Here is a 24,422-nt window from a genome sequence, read left to right as displayed (position 1 = left end):
GCACTTCGTTTGTTAACGGTCTATTCCCCTAAATAATAAATTTTTCAGGGGAATAGACCCTCTCGTTTCTAGAGGTTTCTAATGGCGGATGAAATTGATGTCTCTCAAGCTGAGAGCGAGTTTTTGCTGTCTTTAAGGTTGAGTCAACGTGCTAAATATCAAGGTCAAAGTGCAAAAGTTTGTATCGAGTGCGGTGAGAGTATTCCGCTGGCACGCCGACTTGCATTACCTGGTGTGCAGCATTGTGTTAATTGTATCAAGCACCAAGAGTGTTCTCGCCTAAGATAATCACGTTTTTAAATTATCCCTTCCTACTTTTATATCGACTATTAAATTGAGGTTATTATGAATAAATCAACACTGAATAAAGTGGGTATTACCTTGTCTTTATTATTTTTGAGTCAATTTTCCTATTCTCATGAAATAAATAAACTCAATAAAGAGATGCTAAATTATCATACGCAACGGGATGTCATTATCAGTTGCAGCCAATACGTTGTTGGCTATCAGTATCCTAATCAATCAAATCAAGAAAATGTGAATCAATATTTGAATTACCTTCATGTGCTCTCACCTGATTTAGAGTTCATTCTTAATGAACTCGAGAAGATGAGTTCAAAAAAGATAATAGCTGACATTCCTGTATATATTAAAACGAACAATTTGAGTCGAGAGCAAGGTATCACATTTTGTGCGCTTAAATCTAAACAGTCAGTCAATGATATATTAATGCAATAAAATCGAATTATTTATCTCTTATAATTTATTCGCTATTCGTTATTTCGAAGGAGTGATCTTATCATGAGTTCAACCAAGCATATTACGCAGGGTGGACAAGTCTTTAGCTATATGCTCGGCATGTTCATGCAGGTAAATAAGCGGATTTCGTTTTGGCTCGTTAATTTTTATTTAATTCTATTACCCTTAATTTTTTATTTAAAAGTCCCTCTACAAGAAATTAAAAATGGCGGTCTGTATTGGTGGCTTTATTTCACGTCGGCGGGCGAGAAAGCCTTATATCGAGTTCCGCCACTTTATGATGTGCATTTTGATGGCCAACTCTTTCGATTTACGTCGGCCAATATTTTAAAAGATCCCTACATGATGTATGCAGGCGATATCTTTCTGCAAGAACTCTGGCTCTCTTTTGTGTGGGCCTCCGTGTTTGTCGGCATTCTCGCCTTTGTTATTTACCGTTTTTTGCACCGTTTAGGTCAGCGTCAAGCCAAAGACGATGTGATTGGAGGACGGACATTAACTGAAGATATTAAGCTTGTCCGTAATATGCTTCATGCTCGCAGGGAAGCCTCCCCGATTACCTTTGATGGGCTCCCGTTAAAACTCAACAGTGAAGTGCAAAACATGTTGATGCACGGTACACCAGGGTCAGGAAAATCCAATGCGATGAATAAGCTGCTTATTCAATTACGGCAGCGGGGCGATATGGTGATTGTGTTCGATAAGGGCTGTTCTTTGGTCAAAAAGCACTATAACGAAAACATCGATAAATTACTCAATCCATTAGATGAACGTTGTGAAAATTGGGATTTGTGGCGAGAGTGTCTCACAACACCCGATTTTGACAGCATGGCGAATACGCTTATTCCCCAAAGTACGTCAGAAGACCCGTTTTGGACAGGCTCGGCGCGCACTATCTTTACCGCCGTGTCGGCTAAACTCGGCTCTGATGATAAACGCAGTTATAACAAGTTATTGCGGACTTTATTGGCCATTGACCTCAAAACGTTACGCGCGTATGTGGCGGGGACGGAAGCTAGCAACTTGATGGAAGAGAAAGTTGAAAAAACCGCGATTTCAATCCGTGGTGTTCTGACTAACTACGTCAAAGCATTACGCTACCTGCAAGGGATTGAGCGCAACGGTAAAGAGCCATTTGCGATCCGTGAATGGATGAAAACCGTCAATGAGAAAAAGGCGCGTCACGGCTGGTTGTGGATCACCAGTAATGCCCGTCAACATGAATCCTTAAAACCGTTAATTTCCATGTGGTTAGCACAGGCCGCCAACTGTTTGCTGGAGATGGGGGAAAATCCGGAGCGTCGTGTGTGGTTTATATACGATGAATTAGCCTCACTGCATAAACTCCCTGAATTACCGCAAGTATTGTCTGAAGCCCGTAAGTTTGGCGGATGTTTCACGCTTGGTTTTCAAAATAAACCGCAGCTGGACTATACCTACGGCCGAGATTATGCCGATGCGATGATGGATTTACTCAATACCCGTTTTTTCTTTCGTTCACCGGATGAAAATGTGGCGAAGTGGGTACGTGACCAGCTCGGGCAAGAACGGATCAAACGGTTCAGTGAGCAATACAGTTACGGTAAAGAGACGGTACGCGATGGGGTTTCGTTTAATAAACAGCAAGAAGACAGTGACTTAGTTAACTACTCCGATGTGCAATCGCTACCCGATTTGACGTGTTATATCACATTACCAGGCCAATATCCTGTTGTTAAACATGCAATGCGCTACGAAAAAATCAAACCCGTTGCGGCCGAATTCACGGCTCGTGCGATTAATGACAGCTTAGACCAAGAGATTGAAGCTGAAATTAACGAGCGATTAAAAATGGGCGCTATCCCTGACGGTGTCAATCAGGTCATTGATAGCTTGATAAGCGGTCATCCGATTGAATTGCCTGTTGAGACCACACCTAATAATACCGTTACAGACGTTGCTCAACCTCAACCTATCGTTCAACCAACACCGAATTCAACGACGCCCAAAAACAGTCAGATAGCAACGGGAACCGCATCATCCGAAAACCTAACGGAAAGCCAAGGGGGGCGAGAAGTGGTTGTTGATAATTTGCGCGTCAACACCGATACGGGGGAAGTGTTGGGGGCGACCACAGGGCACGAAGAAAACCCACAAGACCTGTATGACAGCTATACCCGGATGCGGCAGGAAGAAAAGGAAATTTTGGGTGATCCTCATGCAAATCATTCGAGTTCTTCACAAGAGTTTGAACATGATGATCCTAATTGGGAGAAATGGTGATGCTGACGGTTGCACCGATTGCCAATAATGCGGCAAATTATTATACCCATGAAGACAATTATTATTTCCTCGGCAACCTTGAAGCCCGCTGGATGGGCGAAGGTGCTAAATCCCTGGGATTAGAAGGCGAAGTCACTAAAGACCAATTAGGTGAGATCCTTGAGGGGCGCTTACCCAATGGCCAAAGTCTAGAGCGCATGGAAAATGGTAAAAACGTCCACCGTGAAGGGCAAGATTTAACCTTTTCAGCCCCGAAAAGTGTGTCCGTGCTCGGTATTGTGCTGGGTGATAAGCGGATGATTGACGCACATAATTATGCGGTCGAGGTCGCCCTGAAAGAGGTCGAGAGCCTGGCCTCAACGCGTTTAATGGTTGACGGCAAAACCTCATTAGAAATGACCAAAAATCTGGTTGTCGCGGCATTTAACCATGATACGTCTCGGGAGCATGACCCACAACTGCACACGCACGCACTGGTGATGAACATGACCGAGCATAATGGCGAGTGGCGCACGTTATCCAGTGATACACAACAAAAAAGCGGCTTCAGCGAGGCCGTTTATGCATTGCAAGTATCACTTGGCCAAATCTACCGCCATGCTTTACGTGAGCGAGTGGAAAGCTTTGGCATGCAAACCCATGAAACGGGAAAAAATGGGTTATGGGAAATCGTGGGTGTGCCCGTTGTGCCTTTTTCTCAGCGCCATTACCAAATCATGGATGCGGTGGGGCATGAAGCTTCACTCAAATCCCGTGATGTGGCCGCCCTCGATACTCGTCAGGCGAAAACAACCCCTGAAAAAAGTGAGTTGTTAACCGACTGGTTTGACCGTTTGGAGAAAAATGGTTTTGGCTCTGAAGAACGTAAAGCATTTTATGCCGAAGCGGAGCAGCGCCTTGCCAAAGGCGAGTTGGGGGATACCTCTCGAGAGATACAGGCCGATATCACCCGCGCTGTCACCGATGCGATAGCGTTACTCAGTGATAAGCAGCTTAGTATGACCTACAGCCAAGTATTGGCTAAAACGCTTGGGGGATTGGAAGCTCGTGCGGGCATGATAGCACAGGTACGTGAAGCGATTGATGTGGCGATTGAACAGCGTCAACTTATCCCACTGGATGAGAAAAAAGGGCTGTTTACCTCCTCGATTCATTTAATGGACGAGCTGAAGCTGCAACAAATTGCTACTGACATGAAGCAACATAATCGCACCGTCAGTTTTCAGGCGCGGACAGAAACCTTCAGCCCCGTAATGGAGAAAGTCGCGGACACCTTACCCAATATTGCGATTGTGGCCAGTCAAGGACTGGGTAAAGCACAGCGGGATGGGGTATTAGACGGTGTCACGATGGCGCAGTCACAAGGACGTGACGTGGCGGTGATGACCCTCGATGCGACCAGCGGTAAAGCCTTTACCAATGATAATCGCTTTGCCACTGTACCGAAAATGACGCTGGGTGACGGTCAACCGCTTAAACCCAACAGTACCTTGGTGGTTGCCAATGCCGAAAAACTGTCCTTGAAATCGGCCTTATCCCTACTGGAAAGTGCGCAATCTGCCAATGTGCAGGTGCTCATGATGGACAGTGGTGGACGTAAAGGCACGGGAAACGTGTTGGCCACCTTACAAGATGCGGGAGTGCCGCGTTTTCAAGGCGAGGCTTCATCTGTCTTGACGGTGAAAACCGCGCATATACCCGATAAAAATCATCGTTATGCGGCACTGGCGGCGGACTATGCACAGCTGCACAGCGACATGAAACCCGTGGTTGCGCAGGTCAGTGGCGTTCGGGAGCAAAAAATCGTGACCGATACCATTCGCCAAACGCTCACCGAGCGCGGAATGCTCAGTGAAAAAACGGTGACAGTGACACAGCTCAAACCCGTGTGGCTCGACAGCCATTCGCGCAAGCAAATCGACAGTTACCGTGAAGGCATGGTGATGGAGCGTTGGAACGCGGATAAAAAAGAAGTTGAACGCTACACCATTGATCGTGTGACGCCGGAAACTAGGTCGGTCACCTTGCTTGATAGTCAAGGGCAAAAACAGGTGATGAAACCGCAGCAATTTGATGGCCAGTGGAGTGCCTATCAGCATCAAACGATGGAAATTGCCCAAGGTGAACAGTTAACCATACTGGCGAAGCAAAATAAGCTCTCTGCACGTGACAGGGTCACGGTATCGGGATTTATGCCAAACGCCATTATGGTTAATTTCAACGGAAAAACGCACCGTATTGATGTGCGGGACGGTGTCAAAGCCGATTATGGTTATGTTACCGCACCAGGGCAACAGGCTAACGATACGGGTACGGTGTTATTGGTCGCGTCTGCGCGGGATACGCAGCCGACCTTACTGAATACCGCTGCACGCAGTGGTGAACATATTACCGTGTATACGCCACTGGATAAGATGGAAACTGAGCGTCGTTTATCGCGTTCGCCAGTCTATCAGCAAGCGCGACAGTTAGCGGGGGTTGAGGGGACGGATGCGAAAGCGATTGAGCAAGCGGCCGATAAAGCCACGGAAGCGTTATTGTCTAAGCCCGAAAAAGCCTTGCAACAAGGCATGGCGTTAGCACAAGAGAGTCAGGTTTTTTTCTCGCGCATCGATGCAATTGCCAAAGCGTTACCATTACACAACTTGCTCGACAGTCAATCGCTGGGGAAAGCCTTTGACCGCTTAGTCGCCCAAAAAGCCATCATTCCCGTGACCAGTGGCAAAGGTGCCGCTCAACAACATTACGTGACGGCGAGTACCTGGGAGATGGAAAAGCAAATCCTGACCACCATTTTAGCCGGTAAAGGGACGCAAACCCCACTGATGGAGTCTGTTCCCGATGCCGTATTGGCGGGATTAACGGAGGGGCAAAAGGCAGCGACCACATTGATTTTAACCACGCGTGACCAATTTGTTGGTATACAAGGCTATGCCGGGGTGGGGAAAACGACCCAGCTGAAAGCCGTTCTTAAGGCTCTGGACACACTCCCTGCGGCGCAGCGACCGGAAGTGATAGGCCTTGCACCTACGCACAGAGCCGTAGGGGAAATGGCGGCAGTGGGGGTGAAATCACAAACTTTGCATGCCTTTTTGATGGATGCCAACCAACGCCAACAGCAAGGGGAGGTACTGGATTTTAAAAACACCCTGTTTTTAGTGGATGAAGGCTCGATGGTCGGTAACAAAATCATGACTGAGGTGTTAGACGTGATTGGGCGCGGTGGCGGGCGAGCGCCCATTTCAGGGGATAGGGCGCAGTTATTGTCGGTGGACAGTGGTGACCCATTAGCCCTCGCACAAGACCGTTCAGCGCTGACGACTGCGGTTGTGAACGAAATCGTGCGGCAAAGACCCGAGCTTCGTCCTGCCATTGAAGCCATCATCGCGGGTCAAGTTCAAACGGCTATGGATACAATGAATCGCGTGACGCCCGATGTGGTGCCTCGTCGTGCGGGGGCGGAATTACCCGAACAGTCGGTGATAAATTCAGGCGACAAGGTCATCACACATATTCTCGATGACTATCGCGGGCGAACGGCTGAAGCGCAAAAAGAAACACTGATTGTGGTGCAAACCAACCGTGATAAAGATGAACTTAATCGCGGTATTCATCAAATCTTAGTTGAGCAAGGGCAATTACAAGGGGGGAAAGACGTCCCGATATTGGTGCGTGAGAGTACGCGCACAGAGGCCTTGTTATCAACTGCAGGGCTCGCAAAGCATGCCGGTAAAGTGGCGCTTATCCAAGAGCAGTACTATCGGATTGAAGTGACCCGTGAGGGAGTCAGTGACGGGGTGGTGACGCTGGTTGATGAACACGGCAAAGGGCATTTACTTTCGGCCTTTGAAAGTAGCTTGCTGGATATTGGTATTTACCGCCAAGAAACCCGTCATATCGCCGCAGGGGAAAAAATTAACTTTACGCGCACAGACAAAGAGCGGGGGCGCGTGATGAACAGCGATTGGACTGTCAGTGAGGTCAGCGAACACGGGCAAATCACCCTGACTAAGGGCGATGAATCTCGTGTACTTAACCCGAATAGCGAATTGACAGACCAACATCTGGATTACGGCTATGCGGGCACGGCATACAAAGCGCAAGGGGCAAGCAGTTTGTATGTGATTGTCCTCGGCGGTGTCGAATCAGGGCGGCGTATGCTCGCCACCTTGCGTGATGCGTATGTCAGTCTTTCGCGTACTAAGGCACATGTCCAAACTTACAGTGATGACTTGGATAAATGGACAAAAGCCATTGAGAACCCCGGCAACCGGAAGACCGCCCACGATGTGTTGTTAGCTGAACAAGACCGCGCGGCTAAAGTGGGTAATCAATTGTTTGACCATGCGAAACCCCTTAATGATACGGCGATTGGTCGCGCATTAAGCCGCCAAATGGGGTTGGGGGAGTCACACGAAGGAAAATTTGTTTACCCGTCCACCAAGCACCCCGAACCGCATGTCGCGTGGCCTGCTTTTAATGAACACGGCAAAGCCCAAGGTACGGTATTACAAGCCATTGAACTCGACGGGGATAAATTGCAGGGGCTTCGCGCTGAAGGGCGTTTACTGGGGAGCGAGCAGGCACAATTTATTGTTGTGAAACCCAGTCAAAACGGGCAAACCGTGATTGTGAACAGTCTAGAATCCGCCTTTGAGACGATGGCACAGCAACCTGAACAGGGTGTGGTGGTGCAACTCAATCCTGATGAACGTTTACACACGGCCATGATTGAGAAAATCACGCAAGGGGAAGTGGATAACGCCTATTCCAACCCAAATACTGCGCAAACCGATAAAGCGGACAGTGACCCGAAAAACCTGCAAACCCCCGAGGAGCAGGCGATTGATAAAGCCTTAAAAGAGGCTGAAGCTGCCCTACGTCAGCAAGCAAACAGCGAGCCTAAAGTGCCAGAACTGAGTGAGGACGAACTGCGGCATGTGATGGCGCAAGAGCGTGATAGCTTGCTGAAAGGGGAACATGACTTAATGGAGGCGAAAGAGCGCGTCATTGAAAAGGCCGTTCAGCTTGAGCGTGAACATCAGCAACAACAACGAGACGTTTTGCGTCAACAAGAGCGTGAAATGGTGATGGAAAAATCCCGTGACCGTGAATTTGGTGATTAACACCCTGTTATTTATGTTTTAACCCGCATTGTCGGCGATTTCCGCCAGTTTCGTTTAGTTTTCTCTCGCGTCGAACCTCAAGTTTTATTACAAATTTTGTGAATAAATCGCGTCTTTATCGTGAAGACGTTGCTTGAATGCGCATAGAGTGCTAAATTAGCCGACAATTGATGTGAATTTTGTGGTCGCCACGCCGAAAGGTGGCAAGTGATGGGATGTAACACACAAACATGTGCTGTGAACCCAAATAGAAAACCCCTGACATCTTCTCAATTCTTGGCGGGATCGAAAGATTATCAGGGGCATTCAGAGCAATTCCGCTAGGGGTAATGTTGAACTCCTAGCGGGGAGTATAGAATTATGCGCAAAAAAATTCAACTCCTTCCGTACAACATAAGTGCGGAGAGACATGTCTAATGGGAACTCAATTCCTGCAATTCCTTGTTCCGTCGGTAAAATTCATCGGCATTATGCGCCAAAATTTTTAGGGCAATTACCGAAATTAGTGCCTGTGCGTCGCTTTGCGGCGGCGTTAAAGCGTCACGATTGGAACCGAAACCCCCATATTTACCAACTGCGCTACAGCCGAAAACAGCGGATATCCGTGCGTTCAGAGCGTCGCGAAACGTTTGATGCGTTAGCGATGGCGATGATTGCCTATGCGGATTACAACCCTGAAAGTGACGCGTTGTTTGAAGTGATGTGCTCAGTGGAAAAACTGGCGGAGTTGTGCGGTCAACTGTATCGCTATGACAGTGGGCGTAAAAGTTACGACCCGATATTGCATGCCTTGCGTGATTGGGAACAAGCCAACCTGATTGTGATTGACCGTGATTTTGATATTGAGGCCAAACAATACAAAGCGATGCGCATTTGGATACGTCCTGAATTTTTCCATGGACTCGGATTTTCCGCGTTAGAGCTGCGGGAAGTGGTCGCCAGCTTTAGCCGTTGGATGGAAAAAAAGGGATTAAAAGAGAGCTACCAAAAACGCTACGCCCAACATGTCTTGCGACTTGCGCGCGCGAATGTGGCGTCACTGGACACTAAGCACAAACTTCGCAACCTACTCAACAAGCTCAAAACCCTCGTGGTTGGGAAAGATGAAGCGCTCAAACAAGAGAAGAAGCATTTAGCTAAAGCCCTGAAGGAAAAGAAAGCGTTAGCCAAAAGTTTGGAAGCACCAGAAAGCGCCGAGCATGCCGCCTGGCGTCGTTTTGAATCGTGGAAGGTGACGCAGCCCATAGCAGCAGTCATGGCCTTTGAGCGTAAAATGAAGACCCTGTACCCGAGTGTTCAAGGGCAGGCTATTTACCTGCATTACTTGGAACATTTGCCAGACTCCTAATTCATCCCCCTAAATTTACCGCCTTGACTGGCGGTGGTTTCGTTCGCCCTAAATCTGGATAGCGTGTTTTTTGAACAGTAAAATCGTTATCTCAATCTCTCCATTCATCTCGATGATGACTGTGGGAACATTTTCGCTAAATATTTACCCCATTAACTTCGAATGCGTTTATTCTCTGCAATTAACTTCGAATAAGTTTGGTATTTTATGGTTAAATTCGTTTTTAGGTTCTGAACTAAACGTCCTTTTTAATAAAAGGAGTTGCGGCTCTGCTTTTTCAAGCCGCACACTCTAAAGAGATAAACCCAATAAAGCCTTCGCTTACAAGCCATAAATGGCTGTCGCTCAGATTACGGTGTCAATATCGTACCATTGCCCCCGTAAAGCTGGCCTCTGGCCACCTTAACGCGCAGCTACAGCCGTTCATCGAGGCTACGCCTCTTGCCCGTCTCACTGCGTTTTTCAAAGGGACAAATAACCTAAATAATGGTGTTAATATCATTTGGCTCTACCAGGACAGGGGGGAGATTGGGGTATTAAACAGCACGTAACCGCTCACGCGGGTCTCGACGGCCCTAACCACTATTCGTTCTTTGTGACTATTTTTGCCGTCTACAGCCCTACGGGCGGGTGATTTCGGTGAAATTTCATGATAATCTGCGATTAATGCATTGATGATAAACACGATTTTGGTGTGAGGTTGGAATGGAACGCAAAACACTGACGTTAAAACGTCCGGCGATAGAAAAAGACTCGGAAAGTACTGAACCGGTTATTCAACGTCGCCGTAAACAGGTGGTGGTTAATACACAGCGTAAACCCCATAAACCCGCCAAAACAGCGCCAACTCAATCAACTAAAAAAGTAACCCCTGCGAAAAAACAGAAAGCGGTTGTCATCCCGTTAGAAAAGAAAGTCATTCCGCCAACGCCACCAAAACAACATCTGCCGTTAGAGGAGGCGATTGCCAATATTTCAGCCCATTGGCCACAACTCTTTCCCAATGGGCAACTTCGACCCATGGCGGTTGGCACGCGTGAAGCCTTATTTGCGGACAAAAAAGTCCGTGAACTGCCTATTTCAACTAAAAAACTGAAACGCAGCCTGGCGGCCATTAGTCACAGTGTCAAATACCGCACCACGATTATGCCGGATGCAGTACGCTATGATAAAGACGGTCAACCGAACGGGACTGTCACGGAATCGGATGTGGCCGATACGTTAAAACGCATTCAAAAACTGGTTAAACAACAATCACGACCCGCATGACAAAAACAATCACTTCCCCTGTTACTGTTGAAGAAAAAAATCATTGGTTAGGTAAATTAGCGTTTGCTGCCTTAATTGCGCTCAAACTGGCGCAGTGGGATGGAAAAGCCGCCCGAAACGCCCAGTCTGAAAATCTTTTTCTGCTTCGCTGGCTACAAACGGCCCTGAAACAAAAACGATTTCACCGCTGTGTCGTTCATGACTTTGAATGGCTAATCCGCCTGGGCCAACAACGATTAATGACCTCAAAATTAAAATCACGGTTAGAATATCTGTGGCGTTCGTGTTGTTGTGATATGGCCAGCCAAAGTGATTTGTTTCGCTTAACCTACGCGACCGAGCTGCTTAAAGATTTGGGCTGGGACAGTGTGGTACTCAGTGAAGACCGCTGGCAAAAACTGATAATGAAAAAGCCGATAGTCACTGCAATTCCTACCTTCTATGTGACTGCCTCTGCTTTAACTACGGGGTTCAGTGATGACGGAAAACAGATAGACTCAGTGGCGTTTTGGGTACTGGGTGATAAAGCACAATTTAGTGACGTCATCAAACAACACCATCTTCAGGGCGAATTTGATAACGTTTTACCGCGCTATCGTTTATTGCCGTTGTAGTTGGCGTCACTCGTTTTCCTGTTTTTATCGATAAGGGGAAAGGCAGATGGCCAGAAAAAAATCCAAAATACGTACGTTAAGGCAGTATTTGATTGAGTTTAAAGACCAGCCACATCGTTGCTCGTGTTGTCAGGTTAAGCTAAATCGGGTGTCGTTAATGCTTGATGGTGTTGCGATTAATAAAGAGGATATCAGTCACTTGTCACAACAGCTGAATGTCGAGGAGTGGCATACCCTGCAAACGACGCGATTGAAGGTGCTGTGCCGCTTTTGCCGTGAATTGCATACGCCACCCTTATCTGTCTTTTTTGATTTGGTGGGTTTTCAGCACTATTTATTAGTCGATTTATCCATGAAGCCGAGTTCAGTACGAGAATATGTCCTACGATTACGTCGTATTGATACGTTGTTGGTGACGCTCAATATTGACATGCCTCGATTGAATGTGACTCAGATTAAAGGTATTTTGGCTGAACACTATTCAAAGCAATCATTAAACAATGCAGGACCGGCATTAAATCAATACGCGGACTATGTCACGGAATGCTTAGTGAATGTTATGGCGGCCGGGAAGGCATGCTTTAATGTGAGGAGTTAATGGTGTTTATCATTTTAATGACGACGCAAGTCATTGTGTTTTGCTTGATGTTATTTGTGTATCTGCGTTCGCGTCTTCATGGTGGGTCAGATAAATATTTAAATACATTGATTTTTTGTTTTATTTTATTAACGGTAACTCTCATTATCACGCAATCGCCAGCTCCCCGTTTATGGAATGAAATGTAAAGCTAATCCTTGAATGGTTTGTCACTTAGACATGAATCAGTGTCAATTTTGTTAAATCCCCTGACCGTTTGGTGAATAAGGTTAACATTTACCATGATTTGATTGACATGGTGACTTAGACTAAAACGCATTTAATTTTTTATTTATCGTCCATTAGCTAACTAATTCATTGAAATTGTGTCATTAAATGCATTGAGTCTGTGGACGAAAATGCAAATTAGACTTCACACGAACATTGAAATCCGAAAAACAGACAGAAAATTAATTCTGCGTTATGATGCACATTCTTTCGTGAGGAGTGAGTAACCGAATAATGAAACCTAAGCACACGCCGACGGCACATGATGCGGCTTTTAAAGGGTTTATGACGCAGATTGACAGCGCAAAGGACTTTTTTGACATTCACCTGCCTGATCACATCAAAGCGTTGTGTGATTTCAGCACATTGGCACTGACAAATTCCTCGTTTATCGATAAACAGCTGCGGTCTCGATTATCCGATGTGCTCTATTCGGTGCAAACCACCGAAGGTGAAGGGTATATCTATCTTCTCGTCGAGCACCAGTCCACGCCCGATAAACTCATGGCCTGGAGACTCATGCACTATGCTTTCTTAGCCATGAACCAACATCTTCAGCAAGGGCATAAAACGTTACCGTTAGTCGTGCCGGTACTGTTTTATCACGGTGGCCGTTCACCCTACCCCTATTCTCAATTGTGGACCGATTGTTTCCCGTTACCGGATATGGCTAATGAATTATATACCCAGCCGTTCCCGTTGGTTGATGTAACGGTGATTGATGATGATGAGTTGGTCAATCATCGCAAAGTGGCCGTGATGGAGCTGGCGATGAAGCACAAATATTTGCGGGATGAATTTGACCGTGTTATCCCGCTATTGGCACAAGCCATCAATCAACACTATAATAGTGATAACGACATCGTCACTATCCTCAATTATCTGTTCATTGCACTGGACTCCCCCAACTTTGAACATATTGTCGAGCAATTGAGTGAACAGGCAGAAAGGCACAAGGAGGCAATCATGAATATTGCACAACGCTTACAAGATAAAGGCGAGAAAATCGGCTGGGAAAAAGGCCTAGAGAAAGGCATAGAGAAAGGCATTGAGCAAGGTATTGAGAAAGGCATGCGAGAGGCTAAAATTACAATGGCTCGTAGCTTGCTCAAGAACGGTGTTAGCCTTGATCTTATCATTGAAAGTACCGGTTTAAGCCGCGAAGAGCTCATTTCCCTTCAGTAGTATCACCCTATTCCTTTGTCATTTTTGTGCTTAACGCAAACGTCGCTAGCTCAATGAGTTTAGCGATGTTTTGCGCTTTTTCATAACGTTTATAGGTTCGCACACTGACGCCCAGTTCTTCAGCCGCGCGTTCCTGATCCCAATTCATTCCTCGTCGCCACAATTTCAATTCAAATCCAGTCTTGTATGTTATTTTCAATGTTAAAAGTGTCATTATGTCACTTTTGGGGTTTGAGGGCCAATGATGCAAAAAACCACGCTAACAGCGTTAGTTCATGGTTAGGAAAATGGATGAATGGTTTAACGGATCTATAACGATATGTTTCGGTATTAGAGTCTGCTAAAGGATCTATCTCGTATTTAACCTAACCATGATAACGTGTAATTGCGCTATTTTTAGCCAAAAATGGAAATAATAGGCACACTGACCCTAGGCCGCGGTTTGTAACCATCGTTTTTTGGCCATTTTATCCCGCCTTTCAGACAGTAAAGTGGCTGCGTGTATGCCTTTTTCCGCACTCATAAATCGCAGTCGGTTTCCACATAAAATACATTGGTACGGATCTGTGTTTAAAAACCCTTTCATCAGTGCGGCAAAGCCTGGTTTTTCGGGTACGCTAGGGGACATGATGTCCAACGCATCATACACTTTAGGTAATAAACTGCCGCGTTTGCGATTGGCTAAAAAACCGTAATAGCGGATCATCTTAAAATGTCGGGCAGGGATATGATTGACATAACGTCGTATCATTTCTTCTTGGGATAAGGTTTGTCGTCGGTATTGTTGGCTATGGTGGTCATAATAATGATGCACTACTGTGCCCCCGCTGTAATGTTTCAGTTGGGAAGCCGAGATAGGCGGACGTTTTAGGTATCGGCCCAGATATTTTACATTGTGCCAAGCCCCTCGTGTCTTTTTGGCAAAATGGAGTTTCCAATAACGCTGAAACTGGGCATTGAGGTAACGACACCAGGTCGGATAATCCCGAATATGCCCGAAGCCCTGTAATGTGTTGGGTTGTAGCTGAAAATAGCTATCTCGAAGAAGCCGAATGACCGCGCTGCGCCAGACTTTTTCGACGTCTTTCTTTTTGAAAAAAATGGGTTTCCAGGTGTCATATTTTGTGAGTCCGCCTCGTGTCACCGATAAATGAATGTGTGGATGTTGATTGAGTTGGCGACCATAAGTATGTAGCGCACAAAAAATACCAATTTCGAGGCCAAGGCGCTTGGCGTGTTTGAGCATGGCACGAGTGGCGCAGCGAAAAAGTTGATTAAGTAAGGCCCAGTTGTTGTTAAAGAAAGGCCAAAGCAGGTGAGGCATAGTGAGAGTGATGTGTTGCCACTCGCAATCTGGCAAAATATGCCGTTGTTGGGCAATCCATTGTTCGGTGCCTTTGAGGCCACAGGCACTGCAGGCTTTGGATTTACAGGTTTGGCAAAAGAAACGAGAATGGGTGCATTCAGGAGAAGAACAGCAATAACGGCGAACGCCCATCGCACAGGTGCTGCAGGCGAGCATCTTTTCGACAGAGATGAGTTGCCATTCATCGACGGTGTTGTTATCAATGAAGCGGTTCCATCCGTCATCGTATTGAAAGAGCAGTTTAGTGGGTCTGGGAATATACATAGAGCAGAGTATAAAAGACGAACAGGGAGTTGCCTAGGAATAGAGCGGCTCTGCCGCGATGCTCACGCCAACGGCGTGCTTATGTTCTGGTCGAAGCTGCTGACGCGGACATAGCCGATGCGTTGACCTTGCAAGATGCCTCCAAAGGCAAAAGTGTCAGGATGAAATCTATTACCTTTGACGGAATATGTCAATCAATAGGAAATTTAACTCTATTCTGACATCGTTTGTCGTTTTCAGAAGACGGCTGCACTGAACGTCAGAAGCCGACTGCACTATAGCAGCGGAGGGGTTGGATCCATCAGGCAACGACGGGCTGCTGCCGGCCATCAGCGGACGCAGGGAGGACTTTCCGCAACCGGCCGTTCGATGCGGCACCGATGGCCTTCGCGCAGGGGTAGTGAATCCGCCAGGATTGACTTGCGCTGCCCTACCTCTCACTAGTGAGGGGCGGCAGCGCATCAAGCGGTGAGCGCACTCCGGCACCGCCAACTTTCAGCACATGCGTGTAAATCATCGTCGTAGAGACGTCGGAATGGCCGAGCAGATCCTGCACGGTTCGAATGTCGTAACCGCTGCGGAGCAAGGCCGTCGCGAACGAGTGGCGGAGGGTGTGCGGTGTGGCGGGCTTCGTGATGCCTGCTTGTTCTACGGCACGTTTGAAGGCGCGCTGAAAGGTCTGGTCATACATGTGATGGCGACGCACGACACCGCTCCGTGGATCGGTCGAATGCGTGTGCTGCGCAAAAACCCAGAACCACGGCCAGGAATGCCCGGCGCGCGGATACTTCCGCTCAAGGGCGTCGGGAAGCGCAACGCCGCTGCGGCCCTCGGCCTGGTCCTTCAGCCACCATGCCCGTGCACGCGACAGCTGCTCGCGCAGGCTGGGTGCCAAGCTCTCGGGTAACATCAAGGCCCGATCCTTGGAGCCCTTGCCCTCCCGCACGATGATCGTGCCGTGATCGAAATCCAGATCCTTGACCCGCAGTTGCAAACCCTCACTGATCCGCATGCCCGTTCCATACAGAAGCTGGGCGAACAAACGATGCTCGCCTTCCAGAAAACCGAGGATGCGAACCACTTCATCCGGGGTCAGCACCACCGGCAAGCGCCGCGACGGCCGAGGTCTTCCGATCTCCTGAAGCCAGGGCAGATCCGTGCACAGCACCTTGCCGTAGAAGAACAGCAAGGCCGCCAATGCCTGACGATGCGTGGAGACCGAAACCTTGCGCTCGTTCGCCAGCCAGGACAGAAATGCCTCGACTTCGCTGCTGCCCAAGGTTGCCGGGTGACGCACACCGTGGAAACGGATGAAGGCACGAACCCAGTGGACATAAGCCTGTTCGGTTCGTAAACTGTAATGCAAGTAGCGTATGCGCTCACGCAACTGGTCCAGAACCTTGACCGAACGCAGCGGTGGTAACGGCGCAGTGGCGGTTTTCATGGCTTGTTATGACTGTTTTTTTGTACAGTCTATGCCTCGGGCATCCAAGCAGCAAGCGCGTTACGCCGTGGGTCGATGTTTGATGTTATGGAGCAGCAACGATGTTACGCAGCAGGGCAGTCGCCCTAAAACAAAGTTAGCGGTAATTTAACCAGATAGGAGTACAGACATATGAAAATCGTAAAAAGGATATTATTAGTATTGTTAAGTTTATTTTTTACAATTGTGTATTCAAATGCTCAAACTGACAACTTAACTTTGAAAATTGAGAATGTTTTAAAGGCAAAAAATGCCAGAATAGGAGTAGCAATATTCAACAGCAATGAGAAGGATACTTTGAAGATTAATAACGACTTCCATTTCCCGATGCAAAGCGTTATGAAATTTCCGATTGCTTTAGCCGTTTTGTCTGAGATAGATAAAGGGAATCTTTCTTTTGAACAAAAAATAGAGATTACCCCTCAAGACCTTTTGCCTAAAACGTGGAGTCCGATTAAAGAGGAATTCCCTAATGGAACAACTTTGACGATTGAACAAATACTAAATTATACAGTATCAGAGAGCGACAATATTGGTTGTGATATTTTGCTAAAATTAATCGGAGGAACTGATTCTGTTCAAAAATTCTTGAATGCTAATCATTTCACTGATATTTCAATCAAAGCAAACGAAGAACAAATGCACAAGGATTGGAATACCCAATATCAAAATTGGGCAACCCCAACAGCGATGAACAAACTGTTAATAGATACTTATAATAATAAGAACCAATTACTTTCTAAAAAAAGTTATGATTTTATTTGGAAAATTATGAGAGAAACAACAACAGGAAGTAACCGATTAAAAGGACAATTACCAAAGAATACAATTGTTGCTCATAAAACAGGGACTTCCGGAATAAATAATGGAATTGCAGCAGCCACTAATGATGTTGGGGTAATTACTTTACCGAATGGACAATTAATTTTTATAAGCGTATTTGTTGCAGAGTCCAAAGAAACTTCGGAAATTAATGAAAAGATTATTTCAGACATTGCAAAAATAACGTGGAATTACTATTTGAATAAATAAAAAACTACCGCTAACACTGGCTCATAGGCAATGGCGGGTTGAAGTGCAATTTGCAAAGTCGGTAGCCCGCCCGAGCGTTTTCTCGGTTTGACAGGAAAGGCTCACGCAAACCGCCACTGCCCATAGCCCAAACCGTTAGGCCGCATGGACACAACGCAGGTCACATTGATACACAAAATTCTAGCTGCGGCAGATGAGCGAAATCTGCCGCTCTGGATCGGTGGGGGCTGGGCGATCGATGCACGGCTAGGGCGTGTAACACGCAAGCACGATGATATTGATCTGACGTTTCCCGGCGAGAGGCGCGGCGAGCTCGAGGCAATAGTTGAAATGCTCGGCGGGCGCGTCATGGAGGAGTTGGACTATGGATTCTTAGCGGAGATCGGGGATGAGTTACTTGACTGCGAACCTGCTTGGTGGGCAGACGAAGCGTATGAAATCGCGGAGGCTCCGCAGGGCTCGTGCCCAGAGGCGGCTGAGGGCGTCATCGCCGGGCGGCCAGTCCGTTGTAACAGCTGGGAGGCGATCATCTGGGATTACTTTTACTATGCCGATGAAGTACCACCAGTGGACTGGCCTACAAAGCACATAGAGTCCTACAGGCTCGCATGCACCTCACTCGGGGCGGAAAAGGTTGAGGTCTTGCGTGCCGCTTTCAGGTCGCGATATGCGGCCTAACAATTCGTCCAAGCCGACGCCGCTTCGCGGCGCGGCTTAACTCAGGTGTTATGCAGCCAAATCCCAACAATTAAGGGTCTTAAAATGGTAAAAGATTGGATTCCCATCTCTCATGATAATTACAAGCAGGTGCAAGGACCGTTCTATCATGGAACCAAAGCCAATTTGGCGATTGGTGACTTGCTAACCACAGGGTTCATCTCTCATTTCGAGGACGGTCGTATTCTTAAGCACATCTACTTTTCAGCCTTGATGGAGCCAGCAGTTTGGGGAGCTGAACTTGCTATGTCACTGTCTGGCCTCGAGGGTCGCGGCTACATATACATAGTTGAGCCAACAGGACCGTTCGAAGACGATCCGAATCTTACGAACAAAAAATTTCCCGGTAATCCAACACAGTCCTATAGAACCTGCGAACCCTTGAGAATTGTTGGCGTTGTTGAAGACTGGGAGGGGCATCCTGTTGAATTAATAAGGGGAATGTTGGATTCGTTAGAGGACTTAAAGCGCCGTGGTTTACACGTCATTGAAGACTAGTCCTTTGCATAACAAAGCCATCAAACCGGACGCCAGAGATTCCGCGCCTGTTGCGCATGGCTTCGCCATTTTATGCGCAATAGGCGCGCCACCCTGTCGCCGTTTATGGCGGCGTTGGGCGCACAATAAGGCTCCTCGCAGAGTTGCTTGAAAGTTGTTACGATTCAAATTCAATCATGAGATAGTCAGCAGATGAGCACTTCCAAGAACGCAGACAAGTAAGCCGCAGCAACCTTCATTTTTCGGTTGTTGCGGCGTTCTCATGAATCCTTTTGCTCTACGGGAGCGCCGCCAAATCCTTTGTTCAAGGAGATGGTTTCGTGCGCTCAAAAAACTTTAGTTGGCGGTACTCCCTTGCCGCCACGGTGTTGTTGTTATCACCGTTCGATTTATTGGCATCACTCGGCATGGACATGTACTTGCCAGCAGTGCCGTTTATGCCAAACGCGCTTGGTACGACAGCGAGCACAATTCAGCTTACGCTGACAACGTACTTGGTCATGATTGGTGCCGGTCAGCTCTTGTTTGGACCGCTATCGGACCGACTGGGGCGCCGCCCCGTTCTACTGGGAGGTGGCCTCGCCTACGTTGTGGCGTCAATGGGCCTCGCTCTTACGTCATCGGCTGAAGTCTTTCTGGGGCTTCGGATTCTTCAGGCTTGTGGTGCCTCGGCGTGCCTTGTTTCCACATTTGCAACAGTACGTGACATTTACGCAGGTCGCGAGGAAAGTAATGTCATTTACGGCATACTCGGATCCATGCTGGCCATGGTCCCGGCGGTAGGCCCATTGCTCGGAGCGCTCGTCGACATGTGGCTTGGGTGGCGGGCTATCTTTGCGTTTCTAGGTTTGGGCATGATCGCTGCATCTGCAGCAGCGTGGCGATTCTGGCCTGAAACCCGGGTGCAACGAGTTGCGGGCTTGCAATGGTCGCAGCTGCTACTCCCCGTTAAGTGCCTGAACTTCTGGTTGTACACGTTGTGTTACGCCGCTGGAATGGGTAGCTTCTTCGTCTTTTTCTCCATTGCGCCCGGACTAATGATGGGCAGGCAAGGTGTGTCTCAGCTTGGCTTCAGCCTGCTGTTCGCCACAGTGGCAATTGCCATGGTGTTTACGGCTCGTTTTATGGGGCGTGTGATACCCAAGTGGGGCAGCCCAAGTGTCTTGCGAATGGGAATGGGATGCCTGATAGCTGGAGCAGTATTGCTTGCCATCACCGAAATATGGGCTTCGCAGTCCGTGTTAGGCTTTATTGCTCCAATGTGGCTAGTGGGTATTGGTGTCGCCACAGCGGTATCTGTGTCGCCCAATGGCGCTCTTCGAGGATTCGACCATGTTGCTGGAACGGTCACGGCAGTCTACTTCTGCTTGGGCGGTGTACTGCTAGGAAGCATCGGAACGTTGATCATTTCGCTGTTGCCGCGCAACACGGCTTGGCCGGTTGTCGTGTACTGTTTGACCCTTGCAACAGTCGTGCTCGGTCTGTCTTGTGTTTCCCGAGTGAAGGGCTCTCGCGGCCAGGGGGAGCATGATGTGGTCGCGCTACAAAGTGCGGAAAGTACATCAAATCCCAATCGTTGAGAGAATGTGGCAAGCTATCGCCCAACAAATCGCTGCAGCCGACCCAAAACCGCTACGCGGTTTCGGTCGGCTGAGCTCAGGCGTTAGGCCTCGCCGAAGCGAAAGATCGCTACTTGAAGTGTTGACGCCTTTGTTTTAAAGTTTCGCGTCTATCTTTCTGATTTTGTTAAAAAATCAGACTTTGATTAATCATGTTAGACGTCAGAGGTATTTTGACTTAAACGCCTCTGAGGTCGAATTAACGTTAGCCACCAAGAAGGTGCCATGAAAACATTTGCCGCATATGTAATTATCGCGTGTCTTTCGAGTACGGCATTAGCTGGTTCAATTACAGAAAATACGTCTTGGAACAAAGAGTTCTCTGCCGAAGCCGTCAATGGTGTCTTCGTGCTTTGTAAAAGTAGCAGTAAATCCTGCGCTACCAATGACTTAGCTCGTGCATCAAAGGAATATCTTCCAGCATCAACATTTAAGATCCCCAACGCAATTATCGGCCTAGAAACTGGTGTCATAAAGAATGAGCATCAGGTTTTCAAATGGGACGGAAAGCCAAGAGCCATGAAGCAATGGGAAAGAGACTTGACCTTAAGAGGGGCAATACAAGTTTCAGCTGTTCCCGTATTTCAACAAATCGCCAGAGAAGTTGGCGAAGTAAGAATGCAGAAATACCTTAAAAAATTTTCCTATGGCAACCAGAATATCAGTGGTGGCATTGACAAATTCTGGTTGGAAGGCCAGCTTAGAATTTCCGCAGTTAATCAAGTGGAGTTTCTAGAGTCTCTATATTTAAATAAATTGTCAGCATCTAAAGAAAACCAGCTAATAGTAAAAGAGGCTTTGGTAACGGAGGCGGCACCTGAATATCTAGTGCATTCAAAAACTGGTTTTTCTGGTGTGGGAACTGAGTCAAATCCTGGTGTCGCATGGTGGGTTGGGTGGGTTGAGAAGGAGACAGAGGTTTACTTTTTCGCCTTTAACATGGATATAGACAACGAAAGTAAGTTGCCGCTAAGAAAATCCATTCCCACCAAAATCATGGAAAGTGAGGGCATCATTGGTGGCTAAAACAAAGTTAAACATCATGAGGGAAGTGGTGATCGCCGAAGTATCGACTCAACTATCAGAGGTAGTTGGCGTCATCGAGCGCCATCTCGAACCGACGTTGCTGGCCGTACATTTGTACGGCTCCGCAGTGGATGGCGGCCTGAAGCCACACAGTGATATTGATTTGCTGGTTACGGTGACCGTAAGGCTTGATGAAACAACGCGGCGAGCTTTGATCAACGACCTTTTGGAAACTTCGGCTTCCCCTGGAGAGAGCGAGATTCTCCGCGCTGTAGAAGTCACCATTGTTGTGCACGACGACATCATTCCGTGGCGTTATCCAGCTAAGCGCGAACTGCAATTTGGAGAATGGCAGCGCAATGACATTCTTGCAGGTATCTTCGAGCCAGCCACGATCGACATTGATCTGGCTATCTTGCTGACAAAAGCAAGAGAACATAGCGTTGCCTTGGTAGGTCCAGCGGCGGAGGAACTCTTTGATCCGGTTCCTGAACAGGATCTATTTGAGGCGCTAAATGAAACCTTAACGCTATGGAACTCGCCGCCCGACTGGGCTGGCGATGAGCGAAATGTAGTGCTTACGTTGTCCCGCATTTGGTACAGCGCAGTAACCGGCAAAATCGCGCCGAAGGATGTCGCTGCCGACTGGGCAATGGAGCGCCTGCCGGCCCAGTATCAGCCCGTCATACTTGAAGCTAGACAGGCTTATCTTGGACAAGAAGAAGATCGCTTGGCCTCCCGCGCAGATCAGTTGGAAGAATTTGTTCACTACGTGAAAGGCGAGATCACCAAGGTAGTCGGCAAATAATGTCTAACAATTCGTTCAAGCCGACGCCGCTTCGCGGCGCGGCTTAACTCAAGCGTTAGATGCACTAAGCACATAATTGCTCACAGCCAAACTATCAGGTCAAGTCTGCTTTTATTATTTTTAAGCGTGCATAATAAGCCCTACACAAATTGGGAGATATATCATGAAAGGCTGGCTTTTTCTTGTTATCGCAATAGTTGGCGAAGTAATCGCAACATCCGCATTAAAATCTAGCGAGGGCTTTACTAAGCTTGCCCCTTCCGCCGTTGTCATAATCGGTTATGGCATCGCATTTTATTTTCTTTCTCTGGTTCTGAAATCCATCCCTGTCGGTGTTGCTTATGCAGTCTGGTCGGGACTCGGCGTCGTCATAATTACAGCCATTGCCTGGTTGCTTCATGGGCAAAAGCTTGATGCGTGGGGCTTTGTAGGTATGGGGCTCATAATTGCTGCCTTTTTGCTCGCCCGATCCCCATCGTGGAAGTCGCTGCGGAGGCCGACGCCATGGTGACGGTGTTCGGCATTCTGAATCTCACCGAGGACTCCTTCTTCGATGAGAGCCGGCGGCTAGACCCCGCCGGCGCTGTCACCGCGGCGATCGAAATGCTGCGAGTCGGATCAGACGTCGTGGATGTCGGACCGGCCGCCAGCCATCCGGACGCGAGGCCTGTATCGCCGGCCGATGAGATCAGACGTATTGCGCCGCTCTTAGACGCCCTGTCCGATCAGATGCACCGTGTTTCAATCGACAGCTTCCAACCGGAAACCCAGCGCTATGCGCTCAAGCGCGGCGTGGGCTACCTGAACGATATCCAAGGATTTCCTGACCCTGCGCTCTATCCCGATATTGCTGAGGCGGACTGCAGGCTGGTGGTTATGCACTCAGCGCAGCGGGATGGCATCGCCACCCGCACCGGTCACCTTCGACCCGAAGACGCGCTCGACGAGATTGTGCGGTTCTTCGAGGCGCGGGTTTCCGCCTTGCGACGGAGCGGGGTCGCTGCCGACCGGCTCATCCTCGATCCGGGGATGGGATTTTTCTTGAGCCCCGCACCGGAAACATCGCTGCACGTGCTGTCGAACCTTCAAAAGCTGAAGTCGGCGTTGGGGCTTCCGCTATTGGTCTCGGTGTCGCGGAAATCCTTCTTGGGCGCCACCGTTGGCCTTCCTGTAAAGGATCTGGGTCCAGCGAGCCTTGCGGCGGAACTTCACGCGATCGGCAATGGCGCTGACTACGTCCGCACCCACGCGCCTGGAGATCTGCGAAGCGCAATCACCTTCTCGGAAACCCTCGCGAAATTTCGCAGTCGCGACGCCAGAGACCGAGGGTTAGATCATGCCTAGCATTCACCTTCCGGCCGCCCGCTAGCGGACCCTGGTCAGGTTCCGCGAAGGTGGGCGCAGACATGCTGGGCTCGTCAGGATCAAACTGCACTATGAGGCGGCGGTTCATACCGCGCCAGGGGAGCGAATGGACAGCGAGGAGCCTCCGAACGTTCGGGTCGCCTGCTCGGGTGATATCGACGAGGTTGTGCGGCTGATGCACGACGCTGCGGCGTGGATGTCCGCCAAGGGAACGCCCGCCTGGGACGTCGCGCGGATCGACCGGACATTCGCGGAGACCTTCGTCCTGAGATCCGAGCTCCTAGTCGCGAGTTGCAGCGACGGCATCGTCGGCTGTTGCACCTTGTCGGCCGAGGATCCCGAGTTCTGGCCCGACGCCCTCAAGGGGGAGGCCGCATATCTGCACAAGCTCGCGGTGCGACGGACACATGCGGGCCGGGGTGTCAGCTCCGCGCTGATCGAGGCTTGCCGCCATGCCGCGCGAACGCAGGGGTGCGCCAAGCTGCGGCTCGACTGCCACCCGAACCTGCGTGGCCTATACGAGCGGCTCGGATTCACCCACGTCGACACTTTCAATCCCGGCTGGGATCCAACCTTCATCGCAGAACGCCTAGAACTCGAAATCTAACGTCCGTTCGGGCATCGAGGTCCATGTCGGGGTGGGACGGGCCCGTGGCTTCAAGATCACTTGCAGTCCGACCGCGATGTCTTGGTTGCGCGAGAGGTTGTCGATATCCTCCACTTCCATCATCAACCCTGGATAATGCCGCCGCCGTCATCGCCGCCGACGCCCGTGCCGGGCTTTTCGGGCCTGTCAGGCTTGCTCGGCCTTCAGCC

22 protein-coding genes are annotated in these 24,422 nt (G+C 48.7%); 19 read left to right on the top strand and 3 right to left on the bottom strand.

All coding sequences use genetic code 11. The features are described 5' to 3' along the window. Nucleotides 1–81: 81 nt before the first annotated feature. The 10 genes from PZ638_RS20865 to PZ638_RS20820 all read left to right on the top strand — a co-directional run bounded on the left by PZ638_RS20865 (nt 82) and on the right by PZ638_RS20820 (nt 13,428). Nucleotides 82–288, top strand: a complete 207-nt coding sequence (locus PZ638_RS20865; protein ID WP_094962757.1) for a TraR/DksA C4-type zinc finger protein — start codon at nt 82–84, stop codon at nt 286–288. Nucleotides 289–345: 57 nt separating this feature from the next. Beyond that, a complete protein-coding gene (locus PZ638_RS20860; protein WP_110592880.1) occupies nt 346–738 on the top strand; it encodes a hypothetical protein in 393 nt (130 codons plus the stop codon). Between the two features lie 63 nt (nt 739–801). Further along, nucleotides 802–3,021, top strand: a complete 2,220-nt coding sequence (gene traD / locus PZ638_RS20855) for a type IV conjugative transfer system coupling protein TraD (RefSeq protein WP_110592881.1) — start codon at nt 802–804, stop codon at nt 3,019–3,021. Next, entirely contained in the window at nt 3,021–8,147 is a 5,127-nt protein-coding gene (traI, locus tag PZ638_RS20850; RefSeq protein WP_181420524.1) for a conjugative transfer relaxase/helicase TraI, read from the top strand. Before traD ends, traI begins: the two co-directional genes overlap by 1 nt. 409 nt (nt 8,148–8,556) lie before the next feature. Continuing rightward, nucleotides 8,557–9,495: a RepA family replication protein gene (locus tag PZ638_RS20845; RefSeq protein ID WP_110592883.1), complete on the top strand. Its 939-nt coding sequence runs from the start codon at nt 8,557–8,559 to the stop codon at nt 9,493–9,495. 705 nt (nt 9,496–10,200) lie between these two features. Beyond that, nucleotides 10,201–10,764 carry a ProQ/FINO family protein gene (locus PZ638_RS20840; protein ID WP_239354429.1) on the top strand — a complete coding sequence of 188 codons (564 nt, stop codon included), beginning with the start codon at nt 10,201–10,203 and terminating at the stop codon, nt 10,762–10,764. After that, nucleotides 10,761–11,378: a DUF2913 family protein gene (locus PZ638_RS20835; RefSeq protein ID WP_144395998.1), complete on the top strand. Its 618-nt coding sequence runs from the start codon at nt 10,761–10,763 to the stop codon at nt 11,376–11,378. The genes PZ638_RS20840 and PZ638_RS20835 overlap by 4 nt, the downstream gene beginning before the upstream one ends. A gap of 46 nt (nt 11,379–11,424) precedes the next feature. After that, entirely contained in the window at nt 11,425–11,976 is a 552-nt protein-coding gene (locus PZ638_RS20830; protein WP_144395997.1) for a hypothetical protein, read from the top strand. After that, a complete protein-coding gene (locus tag PZ638_RS20825; RefSeq protein ID WP_239354430.1) occupies nt 11,976–12,164 on the top strand; it encodes a hypothetical protein in 189 nt (62 codons plus the stop codon). Before PZ638_RS20830 ends, PZ638_RS20825 begins: the two co-directional genes overlap by 1 nt. 313 nt (nt 12,165–12,477) lie before the next feature. Then, the gene (locus PZ638_RS20820) at nt 12,478–13,428 is read left to right on the top strand and encodes an Rpn family recombination-promoting nuclease/putative transposase (RefSeq protein WP_110592842.1); all 951 of its coding nucleotides are present in this window, start codon (nt 12,478–12,480) and stop codon (nt 13,426–13,428) included. A 7-nt stretch (nt 13,429–13,435) separates the two neighbouring features. Here the strand turns inward: PZ638_RS20820 and PZ638_RS20815 are convergent, their stop codons facing one another. From PZ638_RS20815 to intI1, 3 genes are all read right to left on the bottom strand, one after another. Then, entirely contained in the window at nt 13,436–13,576 is a 141-nt protein-coding gene (locus PZ638_RS20815; protein WP_241748273.1) for a helix-turn-helix domain-containing protein, read from the bottom strand. A 282-nt stretch (nt 13,577–13,858) separates the two neighbouring features. Then, entirely contained in the window at nt 13,859–15,058 is a 1,200-nt protein-coding gene (locus tag PZ638_RS20810) for an IS91 family transposase (protein WP_262961211.1), read from the bottom strand. A 430-nt stretch (nt 15,059–15,488) separates the two neighbouring features. Beyond that, entirely contained in the window at nt 15,489–16,502 is a 1,014-nt protein-coding gene (intI1, locus tag PZ638_RS20805; RefSeq protein WP_000845048.1) for a class 1 integron integrase IntI1, read from the bottom strand. A gap of 171 nt (nt 16,503–16,673) precedes the next feature. On the opposite strand from intI1, the gene PZ638_RS20800 reads away from it, so the two are divergent. From PZ638_RS20800 to PZ638_RS20760, 9 genes are all read left to right on the top strand, one after another. Next, nucleotides 16,674–17,573 (top strand): inhibitor-resistant extended-spectrum class A beta-lactamase VEB-1, encoded by a 900-nt coding sequence (locus tag PZ638_RS20800; RefSeq protein WP_000706731.1) that lies wholly within the window; start codon nt 16,674–16,676, stop codon nt 17,571–17,573. 144 nt (nt 17,574–17,717) lie between these two features. Continuing rightward, a complete protein-coding gene (aadB, locus tag PZ638_RS20795; protein ID WP_000381802.1) occupies nt 17,718–18,251 on the top strand; it encodes an aminoglycoside nucleotidyltransferase ANT(2'')-Ia in 534 nt (177 codons plus the stop codon). An 84-nt stretch (nt 18,252–18,335) separates the two neighbouring features. Next, nucleotides 18,336–18,788 (top strand): NAD(+)--rifampin ADP-ribosyltransferase Arr-2, encoded by a 453-nt coding sequence (locus PZ638_RS20790; protein WP_000237816.1) that lies wholly within the window; start codon nt 18,336–18,338, stop codon nt 18,786–18,788. 320 nt (nt 18,789–19,108) lie between these two features. Next, complete coding sequence (locus tag PZ638_RS20785; RefSeq protein ID WP_012300772.1) at nt 19,109–20,368, top strand: chloramphenicol efflux MFS transporter CmlA5; 1,260 nt, start codon at nt 19,109–19,111, stop codon at nt 20,366–20,368. Nucleotides 20,369–20,632: 264 nt separating this feature from the next. After that, a complete protein-coding gene (locus tag PZ638_RS20780; protein WP_000846390.1) occupies nt 20,633–21,433 on the top strand; it encodes an oxacillin-hydrolyzing class D beta-lactamase OXA-10 in 801 nt (266 codons plus the stop codon). Nucleotides 21,434–21,449: 16 nt separating this feature from the next. Beyond that, on the top strand, nt 21,450–22,241 hold the full coding sequence (aadA1, locus tag PZ638_RS20775; protein ID WP_001209508.1) for an ANT(3'')-Ia family aminoglycoside nucleotidyltransferase AadA1: 792 nt from the start codon (nt 21,450–21,452) through the stop codon (nt 22,239–22,241). 163 nt (nt 22,242–22,404) lie between these two features. Then, nucleotides 22,405–22,752 (top strand): quaternary ammonium compound efflux SMR transporter QacE delta 1, encoded by a 348-nt coding sequence (locus PZ638_RS20770; RefSeq protein ID WP_000679427.1) that lies wholly within the window; start codon nt 22,405–22,407, stop codon nt 22,750–22,752. Next, nucleotides 22,746–23,585: a sulfonamide-resistant dihydropteroate synthase Sul1 gene (gene sul1 / locus PZ638_RS20765; RefSeq protein ID WP_000259031.1), complete on the top strand. Its 840-nt coding sequence runs from the start codon at nt 22,746–22,748 to the stop codon at nt 23,583–23,585. The genes PZ638_RS20770 and sul1 overlap by 7 nt, the downstream gene beginning before the upstream one ends. A 127-nt stretch (nt 23,586–23,712) precedes the next feature. Further along, a complete protein-coding gene (locus PZ638_RS20760) occupies nt 23,713–24,213 on the top strand; it encodes a GNAT family N-acetyltransferase (protein ID WP_000376623.1) in 501 nt (166 codons plus the stop codon). Nucleotides 24,214–24,422 lie beyond the last annotated feature (209 nt).

This window comes from Providencia hangzhouensis (genome assembly GCF_029193595.2).
Taxonomy (GTDB): domain Bacteria; phylum Pseudomonadota; class Gammaproteobacteria; order Enterobacterales; family Enterobacteriaceae; genus Providencia; species Providencia hangzhouensis.
Note: the sequence above shows the minus strand (reverse complement) of the source record. Positions and strands in the feature narration are given on the sequence as shown.